Here is a 12,170-nt window from a genome sequence, read left to right on the forward strand (position 1 = left end):
CCGGCATGAAGATCGGGCGCGAGTTCCTGTCGTTCGCCGTCGCCGGCGTGATCGGCTTCGTGGTGGACGTGGCGGTGCTCTACCTGCTGGCGCCGCTGCTGGGGTGGTACGGCGCGCGCGTCGTGTCCTTCCTGGCCGCCGCCACCACCACCTGGCTCTACAACCGCCGCTACACCTTCGCGGCGAGCGCGGCCGGGGCCGCCACGGGGCGCTCGGTCTGGCGCGAGTACCTGGGCTACCTCACGACCATGCTGGCCGGTGCGGTGCTGAACTACGGCACCTACGTGCTGACGCTGCACTGGGTCGAAGGCCGCTGGGCCGCCGCGCTCGGCGTCGCGCTGGGCAGCATCGCGGGCCTGGGCGCCAACTTTCTGTCGGCGCGCTACCTGGTCTTTCGCTCGCACCGCAACGGTGGCTGAGGCCGCCGTCGGGCGCGTTCAGGCACGTTCAGTGCCCGCCTGACACCACCACCGGAATCTCCGTCGCAGGCGGCGTGTTGCGGCTGCGGCCGCAGCGCACGAGGCCGTCGATCATCACCATGCCCACGCCCGGGATGTCGCCCAGCTGCACGCTTTCGAGCAGCCCCGGCGCAGGCGAATGCTGGGCGCGGTCCATGAAGACGAAGTCGGCGGCGCGGCCCACTTCGATCAGGCCGCAGTTGAGCTTGCGGATCTTCGCCGTGTTGCCCGTGGCGAAGCAGAACACCAGCTCGGCCGGGATGTTCGCGATGGAGGACAGCATCGCCACCATGCGCAGGATGCCCAGTGGTTGCACGCCCGAGCCGGCGGGTCCGTCGGTGCCGAGGATCACGCGGTGCGGGCACTTCAGTTCCAGCGCCGCCCTGGCCGCCGCGATGGCGACCTTCTCGTTGCCGTTGTGCACGATCTCGATGGCGCGCGTGCTCTTCTCGCACAGCTCGCACACATGCGCCTCGGGCAGCGAGGTGTGGCCGCCGTTGATGTGGCCGATGACGTCGGCGTCGGCCTCGAGCACCACGTCCTTGTCGATCAGGCCCGAGCCCGGGATCGACGGGCCGCCCGTGTGGATCGTGCTCTGGATGCCGTACTTGCGCGCCCAGGCCACCATCTCTTTCGCCTCGTAGCCGGCCTTCACCGAGCCCAGGCCCACTTCGCCGAGCAGGCCCACGCCGGCTTCGGCGAGTTCCTTGAAGTCGCTCTCCACCATGCCTTTTTCGATCACCGGCGCGCCGGCGAGAACCTTCACGCCGCCGGGGCGGAAGTTGTCGAAGGCGCGCTGCGCGGTGATGGCCAGCGCCTTCAGCCCGACGATGTCTTTCGGACGGCCCGGCAGGTGCACCTCACCCGCCGAAATCATGGTGGTCACGCCGCCGTGCATCGTCGAATCGATCCAGCCGATCTGGCCCTGGCGCGGTGTCCAGTCACCGAACACGGGGTGCACGTGGCTGTCGATGAGGCCGGGCGCCACGCAGGTCTTGCGCGCGTCGATGACGGTCTGCGCGCCTTCGAGGTCGCAGTCTTTTTCCTTGCCGACCGCGACGATCAGGCCGTCGTTCACCACGAGGGTGTCGGCGTCGAGGATGGGCCTGTCGATGTCGCCCGAGAGCAGCAGCCCTATGTTCTTGATGACGACCTTGCCCGACTTTGCGCCGGCTGCGATTTCTGCCATTTCGTGGTGTCCTCGTCGTGGGGTGGGGTGGTGTTGTCTTGTTCCTGGATGTCGTCTGCGCGCACGGTGCGCAGCAGGGTCTCGACCACGAAATCTTCCCAATGCGTGACCGCCTGGGGCGACTCCATCGGTTCACCGAGGAAGGCGGTGAGCGTGTGCCGGTTCGAGGTGTAGAAATAGCCGGTGGACGCGATCAGCAGGTAGATGTCGCGCGCCACGAGGTCGCTGCGAAACAGGCCCTGCGCGGCACCGCTGGCAAGGATTTCCGAAATGATGGCCACCGCCCGCGACGAGTACTCGCGCGCCCGCAGCGACTTGGAGATGTGCCGGCCCTTGTGCAGGTTCTCGGTGTTCAGCAACGTGACGAACTCGGGGTTCTTGCGGTAGTAGCCGAGCACGAAGCGGATGACTTCGGTGAGCGCTTCCACGGGCCGCGAGGCGTCGAGCGCAATGGCGGCCTCGGCATCGTCCATGCGCTGGTAGATGCCCTCGAGCACCGCGATGAACAGGCCCTCCTTGCTGCCGAAGTAGTAATAGATCATCCGGTCGTACGACTTGGCGGCCTTGGAGATCTTCTCCACGCTGCCGCCGTCGTAGCCGTACTTGGCGAACACCTTGGTCGCCGCCTTGAGGATGCTGTCGCGCGTGGCCTGGGCCGCGGCCTCGCGCACGCCGGTGCGGCGCTGGGGCTTGGCAGAAGCAGGCCTGCGCTCCATCACAGGCGGTCGCCGCCGGGCCGCCCCAAGGCGGACCGCGCCTCCCCCATGGGGGGTGGAGCTACACGAGCGTAGCGAGTGAAAAGCCGGGGGGCCGACATTACTTCTCGGCGAAGGCGCGTTCGACCACGAAGTCGCCCGGCGTGCTCGTGTTGCCTTCCTTGAAGCCGCGCTTTTCCAGGATGTGCTTCAGGTCGACCAGCAGGCCGGGGCTGCCGCACAGCATCACGCGGTCTTCCTCGACGTTGAGCGGGGGCAGGCCGAGGTCGTCGGTGAGCTTGTTGCTCTCGATGAGGTCGGTGACGCGGCCCTGGTTGCGGAACTCCTCGCGCGTGACCGTCGGGTAGTACAGCAGCTGCTTGGCGATCATCTCGCCCAGGATCTCGTGCTTGGGCAGGTGGTCGGTCACGAGGTCGTGGTACGCCAGCTCGTCGACCTGGCGCACGCCGTGCACCAGGATGACCTGCTCGAACTTCTCGTAGGTCTCGGGGTCGCGGATGATGCTCATGAACGGGGCCAGGCCGGTGCCCGTGCCGAACAGGTACAGGCGCTTGGCCGGCAGCGTGTAGTCGATGAGCAGCGTGCCCGTGGGCTTGCGGCCCACGATGATGGTGTCGCCCACCTGGATGTGCTGCAGCTTCGAGGTGAGCGGGCCGTCTTCGACCTTGATGCTCAGGAACTCGAGATGCTCCTCGTAGTTCGGGCTCACGATGCTGTAGGCGCGCAGCAGGGGCTTGTTGTTGACCTTCAGGCCGATCATCGTGAAGTGGCCGTTCGAGAAGCGCAGCGCCGGGTCGCGCGTGGTGGTGAAGGTGAACAGGCGATCGGTCCAGTGGTGGACGCTCAGGACGCGTTCTTCGCTGAATGCACTCATACAGAACTCAAGTGTTGGTTGAAGACAGGGAAAGGTGGCTGAGCCGAAATGCACGCCTTTGGGGCGTCCGCCATCGGCCGGCTAGCAACCCTGCATTGTCGTTGGTCGGAAAAACCCCGATGAACACCGCGAGAAAACACCATTGCAAGCATCGGGCCTGTTTGCTACATTGATCTTTGATGTAGTGAATGCAACATGAAAGTGTAGGGGATGCTACACAAACGACAGCCGCCGCACAAGCACCTGCACGGCACGTTTGTTGCAAACCCCGGAGCCTGAAGACCCGCTCCGACAGCACCCCACCACGAGATCGCCCCGATGACTGAACACACCAAGACAGACGGATTGCCCGGCATCGACATGCCGCTGGTTGCGCAGGCCGGCAGCACCGCCTTCGGCAAGGCGCCGCCGCGCAACGAGAAGATGAGCACCGCCAAGGTCGAGTGCAACGCCTGCCCCGTGCTGTGCCAGATCTCCGACGGCCGCACCGGCGCCTGCGACCGCTACGCCAATCGCCAGGGCGTGCTGGTGCGCGTCGATCCGGTGGTGCTGCTGCGCCGTATGCTCGCCAGCGAACAACCGGCGCTCGTGTCCTTCGATCGCCCCGGCGCCGAAGTGGCCGAGGCCGACGCAACGCCCGACTGGAACGGCGACCTGCTGCATGCCGACGAGGTCTTCGTCACCGGCGTGGGCTCGTCCACCACGTATCCGGACTACAAGCCCGCGCCCTTCATCGTGGCCTCCAAGGCCCAGGGCGTCGACATGGTCACCGTCGTCACCGAAGGCATCTTCAGCTACTGCAGTTTCAAGGTGAAGATCGACACCGACCGCTTCCTGGGCGCCGAGCAGGCCAACGTGCGCTACAAGGGCGAGGTCGTGGGCCATGTCACGACGGCCGAGTACGGCTCGCAGATGCTGTCGCTGGGCGGCGTGCACCACCTCACCGGCGGCAGCAAGAAAGAGGGGCGCATGACGGCCGAGCTGATGCAGCTGCTGGGCAACAAGCAGGCGGTCGAGTGCACCATCGACGGCGGCGCCAGCCTCGTCATCCAGGCTGGCAAGGCGCCCATCGTCAACGGCGTGGAAGAACAACGCATGCGCGTGGGCTGCGGCTCGGCGGCCGTGGGCATCTTCGCGCGCCAGTTCGCCGGCGTGGCCGACGAGGTGGTGGTGGTCGACGACCACATCACCGGCGTGCTCACCGAGCACCAGGCCGGCCGCTGCCTCGACATGGCGCCCTCGGGCATCCAGATGCTGGGGCGCAAGTCCACGCCGGGGCGCTACTTCCAGGTGGCGAACCCCGGCAACGGCTGGGGCGGCACCGACATCGCCGATCCGCTCGCGATCATCGAAGGCTGGGAGGAAGGCGTGGCCCGCCCCGGCCTGCGCCTGCTCATGACCTCGACCACCGGCGAGCACGCGCAGTGGTACGTGCTCGATGACGCACTGAAGCCCATCGAGCAAGAGATGCCGTCCGAGGTGCGCCGCATCGTCGATCGCATCGGCGAGAACTGCGAGCCCTCGCTGTGCACCGTGCTGTTCCTCGGTGGCGCCGGCGGCAGCCTGCGCGCAGGCGTCACCGAGAACCCGGTGCTGCTCACGCGCGCCATCAAGCGCGCGCTGGTCAACGTCACCTGCGGCGGCGCGCCGGCCTATGTGTGGCCCGGCGGCGGCATCACCGTGATGGCCGACGTCATGCGCATGCCCGACAACAGCTTCGGCACGGTGCCCACGCCGGCCATCGTCGCGCCCATCGAGTTCAGCATGCGGCTGGCCGACTACGAGATGCTCGGCGGACACATGGAGCACGTCTTCCCGCTGGAGCAGGCGCTCGCGCGCGGTGCGTGGCAGGAAGACGGCGCACCGCTGGCGCGGCAATGGCTCGTCGTCGACGATGCGAATCCGTGGCCGCTCGGCCATGCGCCGATGCTGGGCTGAAAAAATGTCCGCCCAACGCACGGCGCTCGACGCGAGCCGCTGGCATTTCAACCACGGCCCGATCGACATCGTGGCCGAGGCGCACGGCGACCCGTACGCCGTCGCGGCCGCGCATGACGCGGCCTGGGCGCGCTTCGGCCATGTGCTGGACGAACTCGTGCGCGAGCTGCCGCAGCTGCGCCTGCCCGTGGCCGCACGCCAGCGCCCGCGTGGCGTGGTCGCGCAGCGCATGTGGGAGGCCTGCGATGCGTTTTCGCCGTTGTTCATCACGCCCATGGCGGCCGTGGCGGGCAGCGTGGCGCAGGAACTCATCGCCTTCTACGACCGGCCCGGCATCGAGCGCGCATGGATCAACAACGGCGGCGACATCGCGCTGCACCTCGCGCCCGGCCACTCGGCGCGCGTGGGCGTGTTCGCGGACCTCGCGCGCTTCGACTGGCGCGACAGCGCCGTGCTCACCACCGACGGCCAGTTCGAGCTGCGTGCCGACCAGCCGGTGCGGGGCGTTGCCACCAGCGGCTGGCGCGGGCGCAGCTTCTCGCTGGGCATCGCCGACAGCGTGACGGTGCTGGCCGCCACCGCGGCGCAGGCCGACGCCGCCGCCACCGTGATCGCCAACGCCGTCGATGTCGACGACGCCGCCATCCAGCGCAAGCCCGCCAGCGAATGCAAGGACGACAGCGACCTCGGCGACACCTTCGTCACTGTCGACGTGCCGCCGCTGGCGCCCGCGCAGGTGCACCATGCACTCGATACGGGCGCGGCCTGCGCCCACGCGCTGCAGAAAAGGGGGCTGGTGTGGGCCGTTCTGCTCGTTTGCCAGGGGCAGTGGCGGCTGGTGGAACCCTTATGCTCGAAGTCGCTGGACGCCCGGCTGCCCGAAGCAGTTGGTTCAGTATTTGCTTAACGAAAAGCAAGGTCCCTTTTCATGATCGAAATCCGTCGCGTCTTCACCCATGTCGAGCACATCCACCACGAGTTCGGGCCGCGCGCCCAGACACCGCTGGTGCGCGGTGCCATCGGCGCGGTGCTGACCAATCCCTTCGCGGGCCGCTACGAGCCCGACATCCTGCCGATGATGGCGTTGCTCGACCCGGTCGGCGTCGACATGGCGCACCAGCTGCACGCCGCCATGGACGTGCCGCTCGAGCAGATCGCCACCTACGGCAAGGGCGCCATCGTCGGTGCCGACGGCGAGCTGGAGCACGGCGCGCTGTGGCATGTGCCCGGCGGCTACGCGATGCGCGAGCTGCTCGGCTGGAAGGGCAGCCGCGCGGCCTACACCGCGGGCAAGGCCGAAGAGAAAACCGGCCAGCCCGGCAACGCGCTGTCGATCGTGCCCTCGACCAAGAAGGTCGGCCCGCCCGGTGCCGCGCTCGACGTGCCGCTCACCAACATCAACGCCAGCTACGTGCGCGGCCAGTTCGACGCCATCGAGGTGCGCGTGCCCGGCGCGCCGATGGCCGACGAGATCGTCTTCATCCTCGCGATGAGCACGGGCTACCGCGTGCATGCGCGCGTCGGTGGATTGCTCGCCAAGGACATCAGCAAGTGGGACGGCCTGCGCTGACCGCACAAGACAAGAGACAAGACAAGGAACACACAGACATGACCGCCAACATCCGCAAGCTCGTCATCCAGGTGGACGAAACCCGCAAGGAAATGGGCCAGGACGTCACGCCGCCCACGCGCCGCGCCGTCGCCATCGCCGTGATCGAGAACCCCTACGCCGGACGCTACAGCGAGAACCTCGACGAACTCATTGCCATCGGCGAAGAGCTCGGTGCGCTGCTCGGTCAGAAGGCCGTGAAGGCGCTGGGCATCGAGCCCGGCCAGGCGCAGAGCTACGGCAAGGCCGCCATCGTCGGCGAGCGCGGCGAACTGGAGCATGCCGCCGCCATCCTGCATCCCAAGTTGGGCGCGCCGTTGCGCGTGGCGGTCGAGAAGGGCGCCGCGCTCGTGCCTTCGGCCAAGAAGCAGGGCACGCTGGGCACCGCCATCGACGTGCCGCTCGGTCACAAGGATGCGGCCTTCGTGCGCAGCCACTTCGACGCCATCGAGGCCCGCGTGGCCGATGCGCCGCGCGCCAACGAGATCGTGGTGGCGGTTGCCGTCACCGACAGCGGCCGCCCGCTGCCGCGCATCGGCGGCCTGCAAGTCGGCGAGATCAAGGGTGAAGACGGTCTGCGCTGAGCGCGCGCTGTCTTCGCATCGTCACCGTATCGCGTTTTTATTGTTGTTCGAAACCAAGGAGCTTCCCGATGAATCCTTTGCGCCATGTTTTCTGCGCCGCTTCCGTCGTCACGCTGGCTTCGGCCCTGGTCCCCGCGCATGCGCAGGGCGTGATCAAGATCGGTGAAATCAACAGCTACAAGGCGCAACCCGCCTTCCTCGAGCCCTACAAGAAGGGCATGGAACTCGCGGTCGACGAGATCAACGCCAAGGGCGGCGTCAACGGCAAGAAGCTCGAACTCATCAGCCGCGACGACAACGCCAACCCCGGCGACGCCGTGCGCGTGGCCGAAGAACTCATCTCGCGCGAGAAGGTCGACGTGCTGGCCGGCGCCTTCCTGTCGAACACGGGCCTGGCGCTCACCGACTTCGCCAAGCAGAAGAAATTCTTCTACCTCGCCGCCGAGCCGCTGACCGACAAGATCGTCTGGAGCAACGGCAACAAGTACACCTACCGCCTGCGTCCCTCGACCTACATGCAGGTCGCGATGCTGGTGCCCGAGGCGGCCAAGCTCAAGAAGAAGCGCTGGGCCATCGTGTACCCCAACTACGAATACGGCCAGTCGTCGGTCGCCACCTTCAAGACCTTGCTGAAGGCCGTGCAGCCCGACGTCGAATTCGTCGCCGAGCAGGCCCCGCCGCTGGGCAAGGTCGATGCAGGCAGCGTGGCGCAAGCGCTGGCTGATGCCAAGCCCGACGCGATCTTCAACGTGCTGTTCGGCGCCGACCTCTCCAAGTTCGTGCGCGAAGGCAACACGCGTGGCCTCTTCAAGGACCGTGAAGTCGTGAGCGTGCTGACCGGCGAGCCCGAGTACCTCGATCCGCTGAAGGACGAGGCACCCAACGGCTGGATCGTCACCGGCTACCCCTGGTACGGCGTGAAGACGGCGGAGCACAAGGCCTTCAACGACGCTTACCAGGCCAAGTTCAAGGACTACCCGCGCCTGGGTTCGGTGGTGGGCTACAGCGCCATCTACTCGATCGCGGCCGGCGTGAAGAAGGCCGGCGGCACCGACACCGAGAAGCTGGTCGCGGCCTTCAAGGGCCTGCAGGTCGACACGCCCTTCGGCAAGATCAGCTACCGCGCGCAGGACAACCAGTCCACCATGGGCGCGTACGTCGGCAAGACCAAGAACGACGGCGGCAAGGGCGTGATGGTCGACTACGTGTACCTCGACGGCGCCAAGTTCCAGCCGACGGATGACGAAGTGAAGAAGATGCGTCCCGCGGACTGATCCCGCGCGACTCCTGCAACGCGCCTGCCGCCGCCGATCGAGCGGGGCAGGGCGCGGTGTCTCCAGTTTCCTCAGGGTCCTTATGAGCTTTTCAGGCTTCGTTGTTCAGTTGCTCAACGGGTTGGCCGGCGCGTCTTCGCTGTTCCTCGTGGCGGCCGGCTTGTCGTTGATCTTCGGCGTGACGCGCATCGTCAACTTCGCCCATGGGTCGTTCTTCATGGTGGGCATCTATGTCGCGTACACGCTGGTCGAGAAGCTCGGCCCGAGCGTGGGCTTCTGGCCCGCGCTGCTGATCGCCGCGCTCGCGGTGGGTGTGCTGGGCGCGCTCATCGAGGTGCTGCTGCTGCGCCGCATCTACAAGGCGCCCGAGCTGTTCCAGCTGCTGGCCACCTTCGCGCTGGTGCTGGTCATCAAGGACGCGGTGCTGTGGCTCTGGGGGCCTGACGAGCTGCTCGGCCCGCGCGCGCCGGGCCTGAAGGGCTCGGTCGAAATCCTCGGCCGCCAGTTTCCTTCCTACGACCTGTTCCTGATCGTCGTCGGCCCGCTGGTGCTCGGCCTCGTCTGGCTGCTGCTCACGCGCACGCGCTTCGGCACGCTGGTGCGCGCCGCCACGCAAGACCGAGAGATGGTCAGCGCGCTGGGCGTCAACCAGGCGTGGCTCTTCACCGCGGTGTTCGCGCTCGGCGCACTGCTCGCCGGCCTGGGCGGTGCGCTGCAACTGCCGCGCGAACCCGCCACGCTCGAAATGGACCTGAACACCATCGGCGCCGCCTTCGTCGTCGTGGTGGTCGGCGGCATGGGCTCGCTGCCCGGCGCCTACGTGGCGGCGCTGCTCATCGCGGAGATCAAGGCCGTGTGCATCTGGCTGGGCGTGGTGCAGATCTTCGGCATCGACGTGTCGTTCTCCAAGCTCACGCTGATGGTCGACTTCCTCGTGATGGCCATCGTGCTGGTGTGGCGTCCGTGGGGCCTGTTCGGCCGGCCGCAGGCACCGAGCCGCTACGTCGGCATGCAGGAAGAGCCGTTGCGCCGCCCGAGCACCGCCTACATCGTGGCCGCCGCCGGGCTCGCGCTGGTGCTCGCCGCGCTGCCGCTGCTCACGGCCGGTTCGCCCTACACCACGGTGCTGATGATCGACCTGCTGATCGCCGCGCTGTTCGCGACCAGCCTGCACTTCATCATGGGGCCGGCCGGCATGCACTCCTTCGGCCACGCCGCGTACTTCGGCCTCGGTGCCTACGGCGCGGCGCTGCTGGTGCGCGCGCTGCACCTGCCGATGGAGCTGGCGCTGGTCGTCGCGCCGCTGGTGGCCGCGCTCGGCGCCTTCGTCTACGGCTGGTTCGCGGTGCGCCTGTCGGGCGTGTACCTCGCGATGCTCACGCTGGCCTTTGCGCAGATCACCTGGGCCATCACCTACCAGTGGGACAGCTTCACGGGCGGCAGCAACGGCCTGACCGGCGTGTGGCCTTCGGAGTGGCTGTCGGACAAGCAGGTCTACTACTGGCTCACGCTGGTGCTCGTGGGCGCGGGCGTGTGGTGGCTGCGCCGCGTGCTGTTTTCGCCCTTCGGCTATGCGCTGCGCGCGGGCCGCGACTCGGTGCTGCGCGCCGATGCCATCGGCATCGACGTCAAGCGCATGCAGTGGGCGGCCTTCGTCATCGCCGGCACCGTGGCGGGCCTGGCCGGTGCGCTCTATGCATTCTCGAAGGGCAGCATCTCGCCCGAGAGCCTGTCGGTCGGCAAGTCGGTCGACGGCCTCGTGATGGTGCTGCTGGGCGGCATCCAGACGCTTGCGGGACCGGTGGTCGGCGCCGTCACCTTCACCTGGCTGCACGACACGGTGGCGCGCAACACCGACTACTGGCGCGCGATGCTCGGCGCCATCATCCTGATCCTGGTGCTGCTGTTCCCGCAGGGCATTGCCGGGTCGATCAAGCAGCTCGTCGACCGGTGGCGCGCACCGAAGCATGATGAAGCAGACGCCAAGCTCAAGGAGGTGAAGGCATGAGCCTTCTCAAAGTAGACAACCTGGGCAAGTCCTTTGGCGGCGTGAAGGCCGTGGACGGCATCAGCTTCGAACTGCCCGCGGGCGAACTGCTCGCGCTCATCGGCCCCAACGGCGCCGGCAAGTCGACCACCTTCAACATGGTGAACGGCCAGCTCAAGGCCGACCAGGGTTCGATCACGCTCGACGGCCACGAGCTCGTGGGCCGCAAGCCGCGCGAGATCTGGCGCAAGGGCGTGGGCCGCACCTTCCAGATCGCCGAGACCTTCGCCTCGCTCACCGTGGTCGAGAACGTGCAGATGGCGCTGCTCTCGCACGACCACCAGCTGTTCTCGATGTGGCGCCGCGCGGCGGACCACAAGCGCGACGAGGCGCTGGCGCTGCTCGATCAGGTTGGCATGAAGGCGCAGGCCGACCGGCCCTGCAGCGTGCTGGCCTACGGCGACGTGAAGCGCGTCGAGCTCGCCATCGCCATGGCCAACTCGCCCAAGCTGCTGCTCATGGACGAGCCCACCGCCGGCATGGCGCCCAAGGAACGCAACTCGCTCATGGCGCTCACCAAGGACCTCGTCATCCAGCGCGGCATGGCCGTGCTCTTCACCGAGCACAGCATGGACGTGGTGTTCGCGTATGCCGACCGCATGATCGTGCTCGCGCGCGGGCGCCTCATCGCGCAGGGCAAGCCGCTCGAAATCCGCGACCACCCGAAGGTGCAGGAGGTGTACTTCGGCAGTGGCAAGACCTTCGAGAAGATCGCCGAAAAGGCCGCCGCATTGGGAGTTGCCGCATGAGCACGCATGAACCGTTGTTGCAAGCCAAGTCGCTGTGCGCCTGGTACGGCGCCGCGCAGATTCTTTACGACGTCGACCTCGAAGTGCGGCGCGGCGAAGTCGTCGCGCTCATGGGCCGCAACGGCGCGGGCAAGTCGACCACGCTCAAGACGCTGATCGGCATGCTGAGCAAGCGCCGCGGCGCCGTGCGCTTCCTGGGCCACGACATTTCCAAGAGCGAGCCGCACCATGCGGCGCGCCTGGGCCTGGGCTTCGTGCCCGAAGACCGGCGCGTGTTCACCGACCTCACGGTGATGGAGAACCTCGAGGTCGGCAAGCAGCCCGCGCGCCAGTGGGCCGATGGCACCGCGGCGCCGCTGTGGACGCCCGAGCGCCTGTTCCAGCTGTTCCCCAACCTCGGCGAGATGCCCAACCGCCCGGGCGGGCGCATGAGCGGCGGCGAGCAGCAGATGCTCACGGTGGCGCGCACGCTGATGGGCAACCCCTACCTCGTGCTGCTCGACGAACCCTCCGAGGGCGTGGCCCCGGTCATCGTGGAGCAGATGGCCAACATGATCCTCGAGCTCAAGGCGCAGGGCGTGAGCATCCTGCTGTCGGAGCAGAACATGCACTTCGCCGAGCTGGTCTCCGACCGGGCCTATGTGCTCGAGAAGGGGCAGATCCGCTACCACGCGACGATGGCCGAACTGGCCGCGAACGAAGAAGTGCGCAGGGCCTACCTCAGCGTCTGAC

General features: G+C 67.5%; 12 protein-coding genes. 9 read left to right on the plus strand and 3 right to left on the minus strand.

Annotated elements, in window-relative coordinates; translation table 11 throughout:
- The first annotated feature begins 5 nt into the window (after nt 1–5).
- Nucleotides 6–419, plus strand: a complete 414-nt coding sequence (locus tag ASD34_RS24970) for a GtrA family protein (RefSeq protein WP_056583594.1) — start codon at nt 6–8, stop codon at nt 417–419.
- A gap of 28 nt (nt 420–447) precedes the next feature.
- Here the strand turns inward: ASD34_RS24970 and ASD34_RS24975 are convergent, their stop codons facing one another.
- The 3 genes from ASD34_RS24975 to ASD34_RS24985 form a co-directional block, all read right to left on the minus strand.
- A complete protein-coding gene (locus tag ASD34_RS24975; protein WP_056583604.1) occupies nt 448–1,647 on the minus strand; it encodes an amidohydrolase family protein in 1,200 nt (399 codons plus the stop codon).
- A complete protein-coding gene (locus ASD34_RS24980; RefSeq protein ID WP_056583606.1) occupies nt 1,593–2,363 on the minus strand; it encodes a TetR family transcriptional regulator in 771 nt (256 codons plus the stop codon). Before ASD34_RS24980 ends, ASD34_RS24975 begins: the two co-directional genes overlap by 55 nt.
- 100 nt (nt 2,364–2,463) lie before the next feature.
- Entirely contained in the window at nt 2,464–3,237 is a 774-nt protein-coding gene (locus ASD34_RS24985; protein WP_056583611.1) for a ferredoxin--NADP reductase, read from the minus strand.
- Between the two features lie 318 nt (nt 3,238–3,555).
- On the opposite strand from ASD34_RS24985, the gene ASD34_RS24990 reads away from it, so the two are divergent.
- The 8 genes from ASD34_RS24990 to ASD34_RS25025 all read left to right on the plus strand — a co-directional run bounded on the left by ASD34_RS24990 (nt 3,556) and on the right by ASD34_RS25025 (nt 12,169).
- Nucleotides 3,556–5,175, plus strand: a complete 1,620-nt coding sequence (locus tag ASD34_RS24990; RefSeq protein ID WP_056583613.1) for a hypothetical protein — start codon at nt 3,556–3,558, stop codon at nt 5,173–5,175.
- Between the two features lie 4 nt (nt 5,176–5,179).
- Nucleotides 5,180–6,082, plus strand: a complete 903-nt coding sequence (locus ASD34_RS24995; RefSeq protein WP_056583619.1) for a UPF0280 family protein — start codon at nt 5,180–5,182, stop codon at nt 6,080–6,082.
- Between the two features lie 21 nt (nt 6,083–6,103).
- A complete protein-coding gene (locus tag ASD34_RS25000; protein WP_056583623.1) occupies nt 6,104–6,745 on the plus strand; it encodes an amino acid synthesis family protein in 642 nt (213 codons plus the stop codon).
- A gap of 38 nt (nt 6,746–6,783) precedes the next feature.
- The gene (locus ASD34_RS25005; protein ID WP_056583627.1) at nt 6,784–7,368 is read left to right on the plus strand and encodes an amino acid synthesis family protein; all 585 of its coding nucleotides are present in this window, start codon (nt 6,784–6,786) and stop codon (nt 7,366–7,368) included.
- A 68-nt stretch (nt 7,369–7,436) separates the two neighbouring features.
- On the plus strand, nt 7,437–8,642 hold the full coding sequence (locus ASD34_RS25010) for an ABC transporter substrate-binding protein (protein WP_056583630.1): 1,206 nt from the start codon (nt 7,437–7,439) through the stop codon (nt 8,640–8,642).
- An 82-nt stretch (nt 8,643–8,724) separates the two neighbouring features.
- Nucleotides 8,725–10,650: an ABC transporter permease gene (locus tag ASD34_RS25015; protein WP_056583632.1), complete on the plus strand. Its 1,926-nt coding sequence runs from the start codon at nt 8,725–8,727 to the stop codon at nt 10,648–10,650.
- Entirely contained in the window at nt 10,647–11,438 is a 792-nt protein-coding gene (locus ASD34_RS25020) for an ABC transporter ATP-binding protein (protein ID WP_056583634.1), read from the plus strand. Before ASD34_RS25015 ends, ASD34_RS25020 begins: the two co-directional genes overlap by 4 nt.
- Nucleotides 11,435–12,169, plus strand: a complete 735-nt coding sequence (locus ASD34_RS25025) for an ABC transporter ATP-binding protein (protein WP_056583636.1) — start codon at nt 11,435–11,437, stop codon at nt 12,167–12,169. The genes ASD34_RS25020 and ASD34_RS25025 overlap by 4 nt, the downstream gene beginning before the upstream one ends.
- The last annotated feature ends 1 nt before the right edge of the window (nt 12,170 follow it).

Origin of the sequence: Variovorax sp. Root473, from assembly GCF_001426505.1 — a bacterium.
Classification (GTDB): domain Bacteria; phylum Pseudomonadota; class Gammaproteobacteria; order Burkholderiales; family Burkholderiaceae_C; genus Variovorax.